This window comes from Arthrobacter sp. MDT1-48-3, from assembly GCF_054511015.1.
The window spans coordinates 46,852-64,325 of the sequence record NZ_JBTNDL010000007.1; the positions used below are offsets into that span (position 1 = coordinate 46,852).

Genomic DNA, 17,474 nt, shown 5'->3' on the forward strand with positions numbered 1-17,474 from the left:
CGGACCTGCGGCGCAGTGTGCCGCAGGTCCAGTCTGTCACCCCGATCGCCCCGCCCGGGCCGCCGGGGCGGGCTCCGCTACCGCACGATGGACCGCAGGAGGCGCAGCGCGACCGACAGGGAAGAGATGTCGTCCTGTTCCAGCTGGTTGACCTCCGCGAACATGTTGCTGGCCCGCTGCAACTGGTCCGCGTTCTGCTCCTGCCAGGCCAGGAGGCGCTCGCCCGCATCGCGGTCCTGCAGGTCCTGCGAGGCCCGCAGGACGGCGACGGAGATGTCGGCGATCGTGGAGTAGAGGTCGTCGCGCAGGGCTGCACGTGCCAGGGCCTGCCAGCGATCCGTCCGCGGCAGCGTGGTGATCCGCTCCAGCAGGTCGTCCACCTCGAAGCGGTCGTAGACCGCGTAGTACACCTTGGCGATGTTCTCGACCGGCTCGTCCACCCGGCGCGTGCTGTATGCGATGTCGAGCAGCGCGAAGGACTCGAACTGCTCGGCCCAGTGGCGGCCGAGCTCCTCCGGCAGGTGCCATTCGGTCGCCGTCTCCATCGCTTCGCGCGCACGCTCCCGGTCGCAGCCTCGCAGGTATTCCGAGAGCCGGGCCCGGAACGGGGCCACGAGCGGCTGGAAGGCGGCGATGTCGGCGTCCACCGTCGTGCCGGGCTCCACGTGGTTGACGAACCAGCGCACCGCGCGGTCGAGGAGGCGGCGCAGGTCCAGGTGCACCGTCGTCCAGCGGTCCGTCGGGAATCCCGCGGGCAGGGCCGCGAGGGTGTCGACGGTCTCGTCCAGCGAGTAGATCTCGCGCAGAGCCACGAAGGCGCGGGCGATGACCGGCTCCGGCACCGACGTCTCCTCCATCACGCGGAAGGCGAAGGTGATGCCGCCCAGGTTGATGATGTCGTTGGCGATCACGGTCGAGATGATCTCGCGACGCAGCGGATGCGTGTCGAGCAGGTCGTCGAACCGTTCCACCAGCCGGCGCGGGAAGTAGCGGCGCAGGGTGCCGCTGAAGTACGGGTCGTCCGCGAGGGTGCTGGCGGACAGGACCTTCGTCAGCTCGATCTTGGCGTACGCGGCCAGCACCGACAGTTCCGGTGACGTGAGGCCCTGGCCGGCGTCGAGGCGACGGCGGAGCTCGGCCGTCGACGGTAGCGCTTCCAGGTCGCGGTCGAGATCCGCCTTCTTCTCGAGCCAGTCCATCATCCGCTCGTAGCTCGGGCTCCACTCGATGACCCGCTGGCGGTCGTTGAGCAGCAGGACGTTCTGGTCGATGTTGTCCTGGAGCACGAGGGTGCCGACCTCGTCGGTCATCGAGTGCAGGAACTCCGCGCGCTCCTCCGGCAGCAGGCGCCCGGCACGCACCATCCGGTCGACGAAGATCTTGATGTTGACCTCGTGGTCCGAGCAGTCGACCCCGGCGCTGTTGTCGATGGCGTCCGTGTTGAGCAGGACGCCCGCAAGTGCGGCCTCGATCCGGCCCCGCTGGGTCATGCCGAGGTTGCCGCCCTCGCCGACCACGCGGGCGCGCAGTTCACTGCCGTTGACGCGGATGGCATCGTTCGCGCGGTCCCCGACCTCGCCGTGCGTCTCGTCGGTCGCCTTCACGTACGTCCCGATGCCGCCGTTGTACAGCAGGTCGGCAGGCGCCCGCAGGATCGCGCGGAGCAGCTCCGGCGGACTGAGTTTCGACACGCCGTCCTCGAGCCCGAGTGCTTCCCGCACCTGCGGGGAGACGGGGATGGACTTCGCCTGCCGCGGGTAGACCCCGCCACCCTCGCTGATCAGCGCCGTGTCGTAGTCCTCCCAGCTCGAGCGAGGAAGCTCGAACAGCCGACGCCGCTCAGCGAAGGACGCGGCCGCGTCCGGATTAGGGTCGAGAAAGATGTGGCGGTGGTCGAATGCCGCGACCAGGCGGATGTGCTCGGACAGGAGCATGCCGTTGCCGAAGACGTCGCCGCTCATGTCACCGACACCGACCACGGTGAAGTCGTCGGTCTGGGTGTCCACGTCGAACTCGCTGAAGTGCCGCTTGACGGACTCCCAGGCGCCGCGGGCGGTGATGCCCATGGCCTTGTGGTCGTAGCCGACGGAGCCACCGGAGGCGAAGGCGTCACCGAGCCAGAAGTCGTACTCGGCGGAGAGTTCGTTGGCGATGTCCGAGAAGGACGCCGTGCCCTTGTCGGCCGCCACCACCAGATAGGTGTCGTCGTCGTCGTGCCGCACCACGCGGGCGGGAGGCAGGACCGACTCGGTCGTACCGTTCGTGATCACGTTGTCCGTGATGTCGAGCAGGCCCCGGATGAAGGTCCGGTAGCTCGCCTGCCCCTCCGCGAGCCAGGCCTGCCGGTCGGCCGCGGGATCAGGGAGCTGTTTCGCGAAGAAGCCTCCCTTGGCACCGGTGGGCACGATGACGGCGTTCTTGACCGTCTGCGCCTTCACCAGGCCGAGCACCTCGGTCCGGAAGTCCTCCCGGCGGTCGGACCAGCGCAGGCCGCCGCGGGCCACCTTGCCGAACCGGAGGTGCACGCCCTCGACCTGGGGCGAGTACACCCAGATCTCGAACTTGGGCCGGGGGAACGGCGCTCCGTCGATACGCGCGGTGTCGAACTTGAAGCTGACGTGGCGCTTGTCCTGGAAGTAGTTGGTCCGGAGGGTCGCCTCGATGAGGTTCGCGAAGGTGCGCAGCACGCGGTCGGCGTCGAGGGTCGCCACGCCCTCCAGTCCTTCGTCGAGCGCGGCCCGGGCGGCCGCCATGGCGACCTCCCTGTCCCCGTCGAGGTCGGGATCGAAACGCGCCGTGAACAGCGCCACGAGGGCACGGCTGACGACGGCATTGCGCTGCAACGTGTCCGCGACGAAGCCGTAGGAATTGGTGTTGCCCATCTGGCGCAGGTACTTCGCGTAGGCGCGCAGGATCAGCACCTGGCGCCACCCGAGCTCCTCGCTCAGCACGAGGCGGTCGAACTGGTCGGACTCGCTGCGTCCGGTCACCGCGGCGGTGAAGGCGTCCTGCAGCAGGGGTGCGGTTCCGAGCGGCGAGATCCCCGCCGGGTACCGGAGGCCGAGGTCGTAGAGGAAGAACGAACGATTATCCGACCGCGTGATCTCGAACGGCCGCTCGTCCAGCACCTCGAGACCCAGGTTGTGGAGGTAGGGCAGGATCTGCGTGAGGCTCTTCGCCTCCGCCAGGTAGAGCTTGAGGCGAGCGTCCTCGACCGTGCCGGGATCCTGCCGCTCAGGCACGTAGACGTGCAGCTGGAGCGCCCCGGCCTGCGCTGCGGGGAGACGCTCGAAGCGCGAGATGTCCTCCAGCGCGTCCTCGACCTCGTAGTCGACGCGGTAGCTGGGCGGGAAGGACTCCGCCCACAGCGCCGCGAGACGCTGGGCCGTGTCCTGCTCGAACCTGTCCTGCGCGACCTCGACGATGCCCTCGGACCATGACCGGGCGGCGCGCACGAGACGGTCCTCCAGCTCCGTGGCGTCGACCGCGGGGATCTCGGCTCCCTTCTGCAGCCGGATGCGGAAGAACAGCCGCGCGAGGGCGGATTCGCTCATCCGGGCTTCGAAATCGATCGAATCCGCGTCGAGCGCGGTCCTCAGTTCCTCCTCGATCCGCAGCCGGACGCTCGTGGTGTACCGGTCGCGGGGAAGGTAGACGAGGGCCGACATGAAGCGTCCGTAGACGTCCGGGCGCAGGAACAGCCGCGTCCGCCGGCGTTCCTGGAGCCGCAGGATCCCGAGTGCGGTCGACACCAGGTCGGAGACCTCGATCTGGAAGAGCTCGTCGCGCGGGTAGGTCTCGAGGATGGACAGCAGATCCTTCCCCGAGTGCGAGTCGGACGGGAAGCCGCACCGGCGCAGCACCTCGGTGACCTTGTCGCGGACCAGGGGGACGTTGCGGACCGAGCCGGTGTAGGCGCTGGTGGCGAAGAGTCCGATGAAGCGGCGCTCACCGTTCACGTTGCCCTGCGCGTCGAAGCTCTTGATGCCGATGTAGTCGAGGTATGCCGCGCGGTGCACCGTCGACCGGGAATTGGCCTTCGTGATGACGAGGACGCGGCGTTCACGGGCCTTCGCGCGGCCCGCCGCGGTGAGTTGCTGGAGGTGCCCTCCGCCGGTCCCGTTCCGCAGCAGGCCCAGTCCGCTGCCGTCACGGACCCGCAGGGCGTCGGCGCCTCCCTCGTCCGTCACGAGGTCGTACTCCTTGTAGCCGAGGAAGGTGAAGTTGCCGTCGTCGAGCCACTGCAGGAGCTCCTGTGCCTGCCGCAGGTCGGGGATGTCCTCGGCCCCCGCGATCGAGCCCAGGGTCGACTCGATGGAGCGCACCATGTCGCGCATGGCGGGCCAGTCCTCGACGGCAGACCTGACATCACCCAGCACGCGATGCAGTCCGTCGACGACCGAGTGCCGGGCCGCCGCGTCGGGAAGTCGCGAGACCTCGACCGACATCCAGGACTCGATGTGGGCGGCCCTGCCGGAGATGCCGATCATGTCCCCGACGTTGGGCAGGGCGGCGGTGTCACCGCTGGAGGCGCCGGCCGTGGACGGGACGCGCTTGAGTGCTGCCAGCGCGTGGGTCCCTTCATCGCGGACCGCGACGAAGGTCGGGTGGACCACCAGCTGGATGGCCGCGTTCTGCCGCACGAGCTCCGCCGTGACGGAGTCGACCAGGAAGGGCATGTCGTCGGTGACGATCATCACGATGCTCGAGGCGCCCTGGTCGATGACACCGACGGCGGCGGTTCCGGGCTCGCGGGACCCGGCGAGATCGCGGTGCGCGAAGGCGCGCTGGCGGAGGTCGATCGGTGCGTAGCCGGCAGCGTCCTCGAGTGCGAGATGCTCGAAGTAGTGCTCTACGAATTCCTCCCCTGACGTGTCCGAGCTGAACTGATCCGTTGTCCTGGATCCAGACGACATGGGGATGGCCTCCGTAACGAAATGAAAGGCCGCTCCGTTGCGACCTCTTACCAAGGAAGCCTATCGGGGTTGCCGGAAAACTTCACGTCGCCGGGTCTCTGTCCCGGCGCCCCTCCGCTTCCCGGCGACGGGCACCTCGGCGAGTTCGGCGATCGCGAGCCGGAGCCGCGAGGCCGGTGCCGTCTCGAGCAGGGCCGTACCCGCGAGGAGCGCCTGGTCGACGGCCGCGTAGTCCACGGGGAGGAAGGCCGAGATCCCCGCCGCCGGTCCGAAGCGCTCCCATGCCTCCCTCAGCTGGTTCTCGGGTGCCCGGCCGACGGCCGTGGCCCTCACCTTGTTGAACACGATGCGCGGTGCGGCGGTCGGCACCACGTCCGCGAGTTCGGCGAGCGCCTTCACCAGGCGGGGGACGCCGACCGCGTCCGCTCCCCCGACGGCGATGACCGAGTCGGCGGTGTCCAGGCAACGGAGCGTTGCACCGTTGCGGCGGGGTGCGAGTGTATCGAAGCTCAGCTCCTCGTCCGTCTCCAGGCAGAATCCGCAGTCGACGATCGTGACGTCGGCGATCGATCGGGCGGCCTCGAGGACCTGACCGAGGGCGGCCGGGCGCAGCTCGGGCCAGCGGTCGGGCCGCGTGATGCCCGTCAGCACCCTGAGCCGGCCGCCCTTGATGGCCACGTTCACGGCGATCCTGGCGAGGGCCGTACCGTCGAAGCCGCCCTGGTCCGCGATCCGGCAGGCCTGGGCGAGCCCCGCCGACTCGTCGAGGAGCCCCAGCGCGGCACCGATGCTCGCACCGTACGTGTCCGCATCGATCAGCAGGACCGACCTTCCCGCCGCGGCGAGCTCGGCCGCCATGTTCAGGGCCACCGTGGTGCGACCCGGTCCGCCGGGTGGCCCCCAGACCGCCGTGATCCGTCCGTCCCCGGGCGCCTGCGGTGGATCGGCCGGCACGGGGACGGCGACGTCGGGCACCTCCCGCGGGTCGGCGTAGGCGAGCGATCCCCGAGAACCGGCAGATCCGGCGTCGAACCTGTCGACCGCCCGGGACACTGCCTCTGCCAGTGCAGCGGGGTCCACCGATGCGGCGACGTATTCGGCTCCGTCGAGAATCGCCGGACCCTCCGGTGACCCGTCGGTCAGCACGACGACGACGACACCCGCGAACCGCAGTCGGTCGACCAGTGAGGCGGTGAGCTCGACGGCGCCGGACGCGATGATCACGGCGCGTGCGAGACCGGACTGGCAGGCGGCCACGAGTTCGGCGAGCTCCTCGCACCGGCGGACGACCGTGACCGGACCCCTCAGGCGTTCGAGCCCGGGGACGCATGCGCTCGCGGCCGGCCCGAGCGTGAGGACGGGGATGTTCACGATCCGGCGCCGGGATCGAGGACGACGGCGATCCGGGCCTCGTTGGAGAGCGCGTCGAGCAACTGGGGCATGGCGGCGTCCTCGACGAGGACCTGCACGAGGGTCGACGCGCTTCCGCCCAGGGCCGACTCCCCGACGGTCAGCTCGGCGATCTCGGCGGCCTCGAGCAGCAACCGCGGCTCCTCGTACGTGTTCGTGTCCGCACGGAGGGAGACCCAGACGTCCACCCTGTCACCGGCGGCGGTACCGGAGGGCAGCGGATCCTCGACGGTGAGGCCGACGGGCTTGCGATCGAGGTCATCGGCGCTGCCGATCGCGGACGCCGGGATGAGTTCACCCTGCGGAATGAGTCTCGTCGCGACGGCATCGTCGGGAAAGCCCTCGTCGACCGGCCGGTAGGCGGAGGCGGAGTCCCCGAGATTCACCGGCACGGCGACGACGTCCTCGAGCGACAGGGCGGAGCCGACGGGGATGTCCTCCCGTGCCGCGTACACCTCCGTGGTGCTGTCCTGACTCTCCAATAGCGCGATGACCCCGGCCGTCGACGCGAGCACCAGCATCAGTCCGATGAGCAGGCGCGGGTCCTTCCACGACGGCTTCTTCAGCCGCGGGGCCTCACCCTGCAGGTGCACCACGCGTGCGTCACTACTCACTGTCGCCCCCAGAGAACCTGTGCCGCCCGGCGGACGGCCCCTCCTGGCAGCAATTGTTGTGTACGGGAACCACCAAGGGAACCGGTCGGCCCCGAAACGGGACAAACTGTGGAAATCCGGATCAGCGACCGGGCCCGGTGGCACACTGGACGCATACCGGAACAACCAGGAAAGGCGGACCCGTGGCCGAGCGGCGTTTCCTCACCCTCGCCGATGTGGGCGAGGTGCTCAACATCAGTGCGTCCCAGACATACGCCCTTGTCCGGTCCGGTGAACTGCCCGCGATCCAGGTCGGGGGGCGGGGCCAGTGGCGCGTGGAGACGCGCGTCCTCGAGGAGTACATCGCGCAGGCGTACGAGAGGACCGCGTCGGCGCTGAGGAGCGAGGCGGGGAGCACTCCGCTCGCCTGATCTCCTCCCCCCACGACGGGGACGGGACCACCGGCCGCAGGGCCTTCCGCGTGTCGTGCCGGCAACGGGCGCGCCGCTACTCGATGGACGACTCCGACTCGAGCGTGTCGATGGAGCTGAAGGGCACCGTCAGCACCTCGCGGACCTCTGCGGCGCGTCGTTCGTCCCCACGCGGGATCAGCGCCAACTCCAGGAAGTCCGAGCCCACCCGGTCGATCACGCCGAAGCAGCCGGAATCCGCGGACGTCACCCACAGTGCCACCTGGGCCCTGTCCCGGGACAGGGCGCGCAGCACCGGCCCCAGCCCGAGCTTTGCCTCGATCCCCGACAGGGGCTGGCCGACCGCACGGCCGGACGCCCGGACGGTCCGCAGGGCGGGCAGCGGCACGACGACCGACCGTCCCTCCACGGCCAGGGCGAGCCATTGCGCGCCGACATTCGTGAGGACCCCGGTGACCGAGCGGCCTCCTCGCGTGGAGACACCGACCTGTCGCCCGACCTGCCCCGACAGGCGCTGCACCAGTGTCAGGCGGGCCTGCTCCCCGCGCGTGCGTTCACGGATCTCGCTCTCCTGCTGGGCGGAGGCCACCGCGTGCAGTTGCGATTCGAGGTCGGCGAACAGGGCATCCCAGCGCATCGCCCCACGGTAGGTCGCAGTGCTGCAGGGGTCAACCTTCAGCACTGAACATCCAGAGAATCAGTTGTAGACAAACAGCACCAAACTGTATCAAACTGACACGAACGAGGAAGGGATCGAGCCGATGAAAACCTCTGCAGCCGTCCAGGCAGGCATCATCCTCGTGTGCGGCATGGTGCTGGCCGGCGCCGGTTCGGTTCTGCTCCGGACCCGGCCGGCGTCGGGCATCTCCAGGCTGGAGAGTACGCTCGGGATCGGCCTGGCCGCGCTCGGGGTGGTCATCCTCGCATGGTGGGTGCTCGCGCTCGGAGCCGCCGTCCTGGCCGAACTCCTGCGCAGGCACGGCCGGCCGGCCGCCGCGGACCTCGCTGCGGGATGCGCTCCCCCGGTCATGCGCCGTCTCGCGGCCGTCCTGCTCGGCATCAACCTCCTCGCGCTGCCTGCCATGGCCTCTGCAGCACCGGGCGGCACGGCGTCCGACGTCGGCGGCCCGACGGTGACCGGCGCACCTCCTGCGGCTTCCTTGCCCGGCACCGACACCCGAGGCGACACCGCAGGCGACACCGCAGGCGACACCGCAGGCGATACCGCAGGCGACACCGAGGGCGGGATCTCGCCCTACTGGGTGCCGACCCCCTCCCCCGCCGTCGCGGACGGGCAGCAGACGGGGCAGCCACCCGGGTCCCCGGTCCCGCCAAGCTGGGAGCCGGCGCCGATGCCGGCCGACGGGAGCCTCCTGGTCCGACCGGCGACGAGGGCGCCGGTCGGCGCGGCCGAGGTCGTCGTCGCACCCGGGGACTCGCTCTGGTCGATCGTCGCGGCCAGGCTCGGACCGCTCGCGACCGCGGCGGACGTCGCAGAAGCCTGGCCGGGCTGGTTCGCCGCGAACCGTTCGGTCATCGGGGACGATCCATCGCTCCTTCTGCCCGGCCAGGTCCTGCACGCCCCGTTCCCCTGAACTCCGCCGCATCGGCCATCGCGGCACGGCCGACCCGGATCAGCCGCCCGTCCCGGCGACGCACAGCCGGTCGATCAGCACGTCCTGGTACCCGTCCGAGGAAAGGATCCGCCATGCCAGCTACGACCCAGCTCCACCGCAGTCCGACAGCGCAGCTCGCCCAGGTCAGCGGAGCTCCGCGTCCGCTCCTCACACCGCCGGGACAGCCCGCGGTGCCGGCTCCCGTGATACCCCTGCGGCCCGGGATCGGGACCGCGCCCGATTCGTTCCCCGGTGGTCCTTCTGCCCGCAGCGACCGAGTCTCCGCTGAGGACCAGGAGCTGTCCCGCAGGATCTCGGGCATCGCCCGGTCCGTCGCCCAGGGCGCCCTCGAGGTGCTCGGCGGATCACGCCCGCTGCAGCAGATGGCGCGGTGGCTCGATCAGGAGAACTACGAACGGCTGCAGCTGAGGACGAATCTGGTCCGATGCGTGGGCATTGCACAGGCGTCCCCTGCGGGCCTGCCCGCGGCGAGCGCACACCGGCACATCGTCGTCCGCTCGGCGAGGGTATGTCCGGTCGGTCCGGGCGTCTTCGAGGCGTCGGTGGTCGCCTTCGACCAGAAACGCGTCCGCGCCGTCGCTCTTCGGATAGAGCTACGGCGCGGGGCGTGGCGGGTGACCGCCCTGGAGATCGGCTGACTATTTCTTCCGGGCCTTCTTGCCGCCCGCCGCAGCCGGCTGCGTCTTGTTGCGCTCCACGTGCATCTCGGCGTCGCCCTGCGCATTGGGCGCCGTGAAGTTGAGGGTGGCCGGCTTCGCCGGTGCGTCGAGCCCCGCGGCCTTGATGGTCGGAGCCTGGACGACGCCGCGTCCGTCGGTGACCCCCGGGAGCCCGGTCTGCGCGGGGGCGGAGACCTCGACGTCCAGGTTGAACAGGTACCCGATGCTCTCCTCGCGGATCGACTCCATCATGGCCTGGAACAGGATGAATCCCTCGCGCTGGTACTCGACCAGCGGGTCGCGCTGGGCCATCGCGCGGAGGCCGATGCCCTCCTTGAGGTAATCCATCTCGTAGAGGTGCTCCTGCCACTTCCTGCCGATCACCGAGAGGACCACGCGGCGCTCGAGCTCCCGCATCGTCTGCTCGCCGAGGGCCTCCTCACGCGCCTGGTAGGCCAGCTTGGCATCGGAGAGGATCTCGTCGTGGAGGAAGTCGCGCGTCAGCTTCGACTTGCCGCCCGCTTCCTCGATGACCTCGTCGGCGGTCAGCGTGATGGGGTACAGCGTCCTGAGGTTCGTCCACAGGACCTCGTAGTCCCAGTCGTCGCCGTGGCCCTGTTCCGTCGCCTCGTCGACCATCGCGGTGATGACGTCCTCGAGGAAGAACTGGACCTTCTCCTTGAGGTCGCCGCCCTCGAGGATCCGCCGGCGGTCGCCGTAGATCGCTTCGCGCTGGCGGTTCAGGACGTCGTCGTACTTCAGGACGTTCTTGCGCTGCTCGGCATTGCGGCCCTCGACCTGGCCCTGCGCGTTCTCGATCGCCTTGGATACCAGCTTCGACTCGAGGGCGACGTCGTCGGGCATGGTGGCGCTGTTCATGATGCGCTCGGCGCCTCCGGAGTTGAACAGCCGCATGAGGTCGTCCGTCAGCGACAGGTAGAAGCGTGACCGGCCGGGGTCGCCCTGGCGTCCGGACCGTCCGCGCAACTGGTTGTCGATGCGGCGCGACTCGTGCCGCTCCGTACCGAGCACGTACAGGCCGCCCAGCTCGCGGACCTCGTCCTGTTCGGCCTTGACCGCTCCCTTCGCGGCTTCGAGCGCGTCGGGCCACTTGGCCTCGTACTCCTCGGGGTTGTCCGCGGGATCGAGCCCCAGCTTCTCGAGGGCCGCCACGGCGTTGAACTCGGCATTGCCGCCCAGCATGATGTCGGTGCCGCGGCCTGCCATGTTCGTGGCCACGGTGACGGCACCCTTGCGGCCGGCCTGCGCGATGATCGCGGCTTCGCGCGCGTGGTTCTTCGCGTTCAGCACCTCGTGGCGGACGCCCGCTTTCGCGAGCTGCTTGGACAGGTACTCGCTCTTCTCGACGCTCGTCGTACCGACCAGGACCGGCTGTCCGCTCTCGTGGCGCTCGACGATGTCCTTCACGACGGCGTCGAACTTGGCGACCTCGTTCTTGTAGATGAGGTCGGACAGGTCCTTGCGTGCCATGTCCTTGTTCGTGGGGATGGGCACCACACCGAGCTTGTAGGTGGACATGAACTCGGCCGCTTCGGTCTCGGCCGTTCCGGTCATGCCGGAGAGCTTGTCGTAGAGGCGGAAGTAGTTCTGCAGCGTGACGGTCGCGAGGGTCTGGTTCTCAGCCTTGATCTCCACGCCCTCCTTCGCCTCGATGGCCTGGTGCATGCCTTCGTTGTAGCGCCGGCCGGCGAGGATGCGTCCGGTGTGCTCGTCGACGATCATGACCTCGCCGTTGAGGACCACGTAGTCCTTGTCGCGCTTGAAGAGCTCCTTGGCCTTGATGGCATTGTTCAGGAACCCGATCAGCGGCGTGTTCGCGGACTCGTAGAGGTTGGAGATGCCGAGGTAGTCCTCGACCTTCTCGATGCCGTCCTCGAGGACGCCCACGGTGCGCTTCTTCTCGTCGACCTCGTAATCGGTGTCGACGGAGAGCTTCTGGACGACCTTCGCGAACTCGTTGTACCAGCGGTTCACGTCGCCGGAGGCCTGACCGCTGATGATCAGGGGCGTGCGGGCCTCGTCGATCAGGATCGAGTCGACCTCGTCGACGATCGCGAAGTTGTGGCCGCGCTGCACCAGCTCCGCGGCGCTCCATGCCATGTTGTCGCGCAGGTAGTCGAACCCGAACTCGTTGTTCGTGCCGTACGTGATGTCCGCCGCGTACTGCTCCCGGCGGGTGGCCGGATCCTGCTTGGACAGGATGCAGCCGCTGGTCAGCCCGAGGAACCGGTAAACGCGGCCCATGAGGTCCGACTGGTACTCGGCCAGGTAGTCGTTCACGGTGACCACGTGGACGCCCTTGCCCGTGAGCGCATTGAGGTAGGCCGGGGCGGTCGCCACGAGGGTCTTGCCCTCTCCGGTCTTCATCTCGGCGATGTTCCCCAGGTGGAGGGCGGCTCCGCCCATCAGCTGGACGTCGAAGTGGCGGAGCCCGAGTGTGCGGCTCGACGCCTCGCGCACGGCGGCGAAGGCTTCCGGCAGCAGCTCGTCGAGGGTGGCGCCGTCCGCGTGGCGCTTCTTCAGCCGATCGGTCTCACCGCGCAACTCTGCGTCGGTCATCCCGCGGAATTCGTCCTCCAGGACATTGATCGCGTCGGCATAGTTGCGGAGTCGCTTCAGTGTCTTCTTATCGCCGGTGCGTAGTACTCGTTCAAGAAGTGATGGCACTGGTATCTGCTCCCAATCTGATGCTGCCCAAAGATGGCGTATCTAGTCTACGTGAGGGACGTTCGGGATCCCGTTCCCTGCGTCCCTGCCCGGCGGCGCGGGACCGCGTGTCCGCTCAGAGTAGCGTGCCGACCTGAGCGGCGAGTGATGGCGCGAGGTTCCCGCGATCCTCCACGACGACCTCGACCAGGCCCAGCCACTGCGCGAGTAGGCGCAGTTCGTCGGCCAGCTCGGCGGCGGTGTCCCCGGGGGCGCCGGGTTCGACGTGGCTGGCCCGGACCAGCAGGCGCTTCGTTGTCCGGTCGGCCTTGAGGTCCACCCGGGCCGCGATGGTGTCGCGGAGCAGGAAGGGCAGCACGTAGTAGCCGTGGATGCGCCGCTCCGCCGGGGTGTAGATCTCGATGCGGTAGTGGACGTCGAAGAGCCTATGGAGCCGGTCGCGCTCGAAGACGAGGGAATCGAACGGGCTCAGGAGCGCCCTGCCCCTGGCCTGGCGGGGCAGGGCCGCCGCCGGGTGCAGGTACCAGGGTTCCGTCCCTCCGTCGACGACGACGGTCTCCACGACACCGGCGCCCGCGAGCCCGTCGAGGACGGCCCGTGTCTCCCGGACCGGTGTCCGGAAGTAGTCGGCGACCGAGCGGGCGGGTGCGACGCCGAGGGCTCCCAGCGCGCGCTCGGCCAGGACGGCGAGGGCGTCGGTCCGGTCCGGTCCCGCCGTGGCGAGAGACGCATCGGGAAGCACCTGGGTGATGGGCGCGTAGAGGCGTTCGAACTGGGCCGTCCGTCCCGCCGATCCCACCTCGCCCCGCGCGAAGAGATCCTCGAGGACCCGTTTCGCTGCGGTCCACCGCCACCCCCAGCCGTCCTCGGGACGTGTCGTGTCCGCTCCGAGGAGTCGCTGGATCTCCGAGGCGGGAAGCGGCGTCCCCTCGTCGAGGAGCTCGCGGATGGCGGCTTCGAGAGCTTGGCGCAGTGCGTCCGGCACGCCGGCCGCTCCCATCCAGGTGCGCCGCTGCCATACCCGCAGGTGTGGGAACAACGCCGGGGGAACGAGGCTCGCCTCATGCGCCCAGTACTCGACCAGCGTGCGGGGTCCCGTGGAGTAGAGGTCTTCCAGGTCCTTGCGGTCGTAGGAGCCGAGGCGAGAGAACAGGGGCAGGTAGTGCGATCGGGCGAGGACGTTCACCGAGTCGATCTGGAGGACCTGCAGGCGCTGGACGGCGGAGTTCACGGCGCGGCGGGACGACGGCGCCCGGAGACGGGGGCGGTGCAGGCCCTGGGCGGCGAGGACGATGCGCCGGGCCTGTGCGGTGGTGAGGTTCGGCATGGGCTCCTGCATGGAACTGCCCCCGCGCAGGGCGGGGGCAGTTCCGTATCGGTCGTCGCGACCGGCGGGAGCCGGCGCGGGGGTGGTCGTTCCTAGGCTGACGCTGCTTCCTTCGCCCGGTAGGCGAGGAGTTCCTCATGGGGTTCCTCGGTCCCCTCGGCGCACTTCGAATCGAGGGTGATGACGCCGTAGGTCCAGCCCTGCCGCCGGTAGACCACGGACGGTGCGCCCGTCGCCGAGTCGACGAAGAGGTAGAAGGCGTGGCCGACCAGTTCCATGTTGTCGACCGCGTCATCGAGCGTCATGGGAGTACCCGAGAAGACCTTGCGGCGGATCAGCACGGGAGAGTCGCCGGCAGGGACGTCGTCCGGCGTGGAGTAGGCGTCGACGTCCTCGGGCTCGGTCGCGGGCTGGGGAACGGGCTCGTGCGAGGTCGGCTCGATCACCGGCGTCTCGAGATAGATGGGCTGCGCGGGATCCGCCGGTTCGAGGTCGGCCGTGGCCACTCTGACGGCCACGGGCGTGTGCCGGCCGTGGTGGACCTTCCGCCGGTCGCGGGCCCGGCGCAGGCGCTCCAGGAGCTTCCCGTAGGCGAGATCGAAGGCGGCGAACTTGTCGGCGGCGGAGGCCTCGGCCCGGACGACCGGGCCCTTGCAGAGGACGGTCAGCTCGACCGTGAGCGAGGTGTCCGCCATGCGTGCGCTGGGTTCCTTGGTGATCTTCGCGTCGACGCGCTGTACCTTGTCGCCGAGCTGCTCTATCTTGTCGATCTTCTCCGTCGCGTACTCACGGAAACGGTCCGATACCGCCAGGTTCCGACCATTGATCACAAATTCCATGGTGCCCTCCACATCACTAGGTGACACGACGGCGGCCTGGCGAGATGCATAGCCACCGCCGACGGGTACGTGTCGTCACTGTCTGGTACCCGTACTTCACGGTAGTTCACGACTGTCCGTTATTCATCCCTTGGTGCTCCGAAACTTGCGGTGGCTTGACGGCCGCCTCTCAGGACACCATCGGTGGCACGGCCGGGGGCACCTGCACGCGTCGGGCGGCGTCCCCGACCGGCGAGGACGTGGCGGCGATGACGGCCGCGCCGAGCACGCGCGCCCCGGAGAGCACCAGTACACGGTGGACCTCCCCGATGGTCGCACCCGTGGTGAGCACGTCGTCGACGATGATGCACTCCCTCCCGGCCAGGGCACCCCGGCTGCGTGCGGGCAGCTCCATCGTGTGCAGCACATTCGTACGGCGCCGCCGTCGGCCGAGGCCCTTCTGCCCGCCGCCCCACCCCGACCGCACCCCTGCGAGCGCCGCCGGGAGGGAGGGGATGCCGCCCTGTCCGACGGTGGCCGCGAACCTCGCGAACTGCGGGACCTGCCGCAGGCAGGGGGCGAGGACCGCGGAGGCGGGCAGGTGTCCCGCACGGTCGAGCCTGGACAGGAGGAGCATCAGCGGATCGTAGCCGCGCCGCCGTCGGGACGACGGGCGGGTCGGCACCGGGACGACCAGGACGGGCTGCGCCCCGGCAGGCTCCGGGACCCGGAAGGCACGGGCCGCTTCGTGGAGGACGCCCGCGAGGGCTGCCCCGACGGGTGCGGCCAGGTCGACGTGGCCGTGGTTCTTGTAGGCCAGCAGGACCACCGACACGGCACGGCCGTACCGGCCAGCGGCGAGTACGGGCAGCGGTCCGTGGCTCGGCCCGGGCAGCAGGCGCCCGTTCTCCCCCGGCGCGCCCAGCTCGACGTCCGGGAGCGACTCCGCGCCGTCGTCGGCGCGGAAGGGACGCGCCGTCGCCCTGCGGAACGCCGCGAGGCACCCGCCGCACAGCGACGTGTCCCACGCGCCGCAGAGCACGCATGACGACGGCAGGAGCAGGGCACCGAAGGCGGACACGGCGCGGGCGAGCCGCCGGCAGGTCCGTCCGAAGACGAGCCTGTCCAGGACCGGGGAGAGGACGGCAGCTCGCATGGGCCCATGCCATCACCCCGGCGCCGGCGGGCGAAGGCCGGTTCCCGCTATGTGGACATCCCTCCCCGGGGGGAGCCGGACCTACCCCGGGGAAGGCCCTACCCCGGGAAGGCTGGGTCGAGCACCTGGAGCTGCTCGTCCACCCAGCTGTTGCCGATGCGCCGGTAGAGGGTGCTGCCGGCCTGCGCGTAAAAGGTGTCCTCAGCGTCGGAGCCCGCGCTGATGCCGAGGACCCCGTCGAGTGCGGCCATGGTCTCCTGCTCGCCGTCGAGCTGGAGGATGACCGGGGTGGCCTCCTCGTCCGCGCCGGTCGACGACGCGACGATCGTGCTCTGGCCGGCCCACTTCGCCGTGTCGACGGTCCCGTCGGTCGGCAGCGTGAGCGGCGTGGTGAGCGATTGCGGCACGCCCTCGGTGGAGCGGATGATGCCGGCCAGCAGTACCTCACTGGTTCCGCCCCGCTCGGTGACGACCAGCGCGCGGGACCCGTCCCGCGACACGCGCAGCTCCTCCACGGTCCGGTCGCCGAGCCAGCCGGCGGCCAGGACGGAGGCGTTCGCCTCGGTCCCACCCGGCGGGATGGCGATGACCTCACGGCGTCCCGCGACGGCCCTGGTGGTCCACACCCAGTTCTCCGGGTCGAAGGAGGGCTGCGTCAGGGCGCTGCCCTTGCCGACGCTGCGTGCCTGGCTGCCCGGAGCGGTGACGTACAGGGTAGTCCTGTCCGCGTTCACGAAGGCGTAGGCACTTCCGGAGACCGATGCCGCCGGGTCACGGGGCTGGAGCCCGGCGACGGAGGGCAGTCCCTCGATCGGTACGACGGCGCCGTTGCGGACCCGCACCAACTCGCCACCGGCGATACCGACCTGCTCGCCGCCGACGTCGGGGGTCAGCTCGGGGACGACCAGGTCCGCGGAGGTCGCCCCGAGCTCGATGGGCCGTTCGCTGGTCATCTCCACGGAGGTGACGTCGTTGAGGCCCAGCAGATTGACCTGCAGCTGCTGGTTCATCTGCTGCAGGCCGAGGTCGGTGGCGTTCTCGAGGACCTCGGACGAGAGCTCGACCGAGGCCCTGCCGGAGGTGATCGGGACGGAGTCCCGGGCGAGCGTGACCCCTTCGGGGAACGCACTGGTCACCGAGCCCTGCAGGTAGGGAGCAGGGCCGGCCAGCATGGCGCCCACGATCCTCGCGGTCACGCCGGTCCTGCGGACGAACCACCGCGCATCGGGCACCCAGAAGCGGTAGTTGCTGCTGTAGAAGTACAGGTCGTGCGAGATCAGGAGGTCCTGGGCACTGCTCTGGGCGAGCATGATCCCGTCGGGGATCTCACCGATCCGCCACTCCCCGTTGACCTGGACCATGCGCACGCCCAGCGTCTCGGTCGCCGGGACGGCACTGTTGGTCCGCAGCCCCCGGCCGTCCACCGTGCCTGTCGTCTCCAACTGGATCTGGTAGACGCCTTCGGCTTCGCGCTTCTCCACGCGGGGGTCGGACCGGAAGAGGACGATCCGCTCCTCGGGCTTCCAGGTCTTCTCGAGTTCCGGCGTCAGGTACTGGCGGGCCACACTGTAACCGTCGCCCGCACCAGTGCCCGCGGTGATGAAGTCACGGAGGATCCGCTCGGGCGTCGCGCCGGACGCGGGACCCTGCGGATCGAAGGCGGGTGCGACGGCGTCCGGCTCACCCTCGGCCGCCGGTATCACGCCGACCGGTCCTTGCGTGGGGATGGCCGAGCAGCCCGCCACCAGCAGGAAGCACAGCGCGAGCAGTGCGGCGAGGACCCGCGCCGGCACACCCGGGCCACCGGGCCGACGGCCGGGCCGGTTCCGTGTCATCGTG

General features: G+C 69.8%; 12 protein-coding genes. 3 read left to right on the forward strand and 9 right to left on the reverse strand.

Annotated features, from left to right (window positions below):
• Positions 1-77 precede the first annotated feature (77 nt).
• Genes ACX80L_RS14220 through ACX80L_RS14230 form a run of 3 tightly spaced genes read right to left on the reverse strand, consistent with a single transcriptional unit; the run spans position 78 to position 6,940 of the window.
• A complete protein-coding gene (locus ACX80L_RS14220) occupies positions 78-4,916 on the reverse strand; it encodes an NAD-glutamate dehydrogenase (protein WP_459290408.1) in 4,839 nt (1,612 codons plus the stop codon).
• A 60-nt stretch (positions 4,917-4,976) separates the two neighbouring features.
• Positions 4,977-6,287, reverse strand: a complete 1,311-nt coding sequence (locus ACX80L_RS14225) for an AAA family ATPase (RefSeq protein WP_459290410.1) — start codon at positions 6,285-6,287, stop codon at positions 4,977-4,979.
• Positions 6,284-6,940: an SAF domain-containing protein gene (locus tag ACX80L_RS14230; RefSeq protein WP_459290411.1), complete on the reverse strand. Its 657-nt coding sequence runs from the start codon at positions 6,938-6,940 to the stop codon at positions 6,284-6,286. The genes ACX80L_RS14225 and ACX80L_RS14230 overlap by 4 nt, the downstream gene beginning before the upstream one ends.
• Positions 6,941-7,122: 182 nt before the next feature.
• Here ACX80L_RS14230 and ACX80L_RS14235 point away from each other — a divergent pair, with 182 nt between their 5' ends.
• Positions 7,123-7,350 (forward strand): helix-turn-helix domain-containing protein, encoded by a 228-nt coding sequence (locus ACX80L_RS14235; protein ID WP_133080930.1) that lies wholly within the window; start codon positions 7,123-7,125, stop codon positions 7,348-7,350.
• A gap of 76 nt (positions 7,351-7,426) precedes the next feature.
• Here the strand turns inward: ACX80L_RS14235 and ACX80L_RS14240 are convergent, their stop codons facing one another.
• Positions 7,427-7,987 (reverse strand): hypothetical protein, encoded by a 561-nt coding sequence (locus tag ACX80L_RS14240; protein WP_208741557.1) that lies wholly within the window; start codon positions 7,985-7,987, stop codon positions 7,427-7,429.
• Between the two features lie 124 nt (positions 7,988-8,111).
• On the opposite strand from ACX80L_RS14240, the gene ACX80L_RS14245 reads away from it, so the two are divergent.
• A complete protein-coding gene (locus ACX80L_RS14245) occupies positions 8,112-8,945 on the forward strand; it encodes a LysM peptidoglycan-binding domain-containing protein (protein WP_459290413.1) in 834 nt (277 codons plus the stop codon).
• A gap of 113 nt (positions 8,946-9,058) precedes the next feature.
• A complete protein-coding gene (locus tag ACX80L_RS14250) occupies positions 9,059-9,625 on the forward strand; it encodes an Rv3235 family protein (RefSeq protein ID WP_459290415.1) in 567 nt (188 codons plus the stop codon).
• Here ACX80L_RS14250 and secA read toward each other — a convergent pair whose 3' ends face one another.
• The 5 genes from secA to ACX80L_RS14275 form a co-directional block, all read right to left on the reverse strand.
• On the reverse strand, positions 9,626-12,334 hold the full coding sequence (gene secA / locus ACX80L_RS14255) for a preprotein translocase subunit SecA (RefSeq protein ID WP_459290417.1): 2,709 nt from the start codon (positions 12,332-12,334) through the stop codon (positions 9,626-9,628).
• 115 nt (positions 12,335-12,449) lie between these two features.
• Positions 12,450-13,661 carry a winged helix-turn-helix domain-containing protein gene (locus ACX80L_RS14260; RefSeq protein ID WP_208741561.1) on the reverse strand — a complete coding sequence of 404 codons (1,212 nt, stop codon included), beginning with the start codon at positions 13,659-13,661 and terminating at the stop codon, positions 12,450-12,452.
• A gap of 92 nt (positions 13,662-13,753) precedes the next feature.
• Positions 13,754-14,500 (reverse strand): ribosome hibernation-promoting factor, HPF/YfiA family, encoded by a 747-nt coding sequence (hpf, locus tag ACX80L_RS14265; protein ID WP_133080936.1) that lies wholly within the window; start codon positions 14,498-14,500, stop codon positions 13,754-13,756.
• Between the two features lie 169 nt (positions 14,501-14,669).
• Entirely contained in the window at positions 14,670-15,635 is a 966-nt protein-coding gene (locus tag ACX80L_RS14270; RefSeq protein ID WP_459290419.1) for a ComF family protein, read from the reverse strand.
• Positions 15,636-15,733: 98 nt separating this feature from the next.
• On the reverse strand, positions 15,734-17,470 hold the full coding sequence (locus ACX80L_RS14275) for an LpqB family beta-propeller domain-containing protein (protein ID WP_459290421.1): 1,737 nt from the start codon (positions 17,468-17,470) through the stop codon (positions 15,734-15,736).
• Positions 17,471-17,474 lie beyond the last annotated feature (4 nt).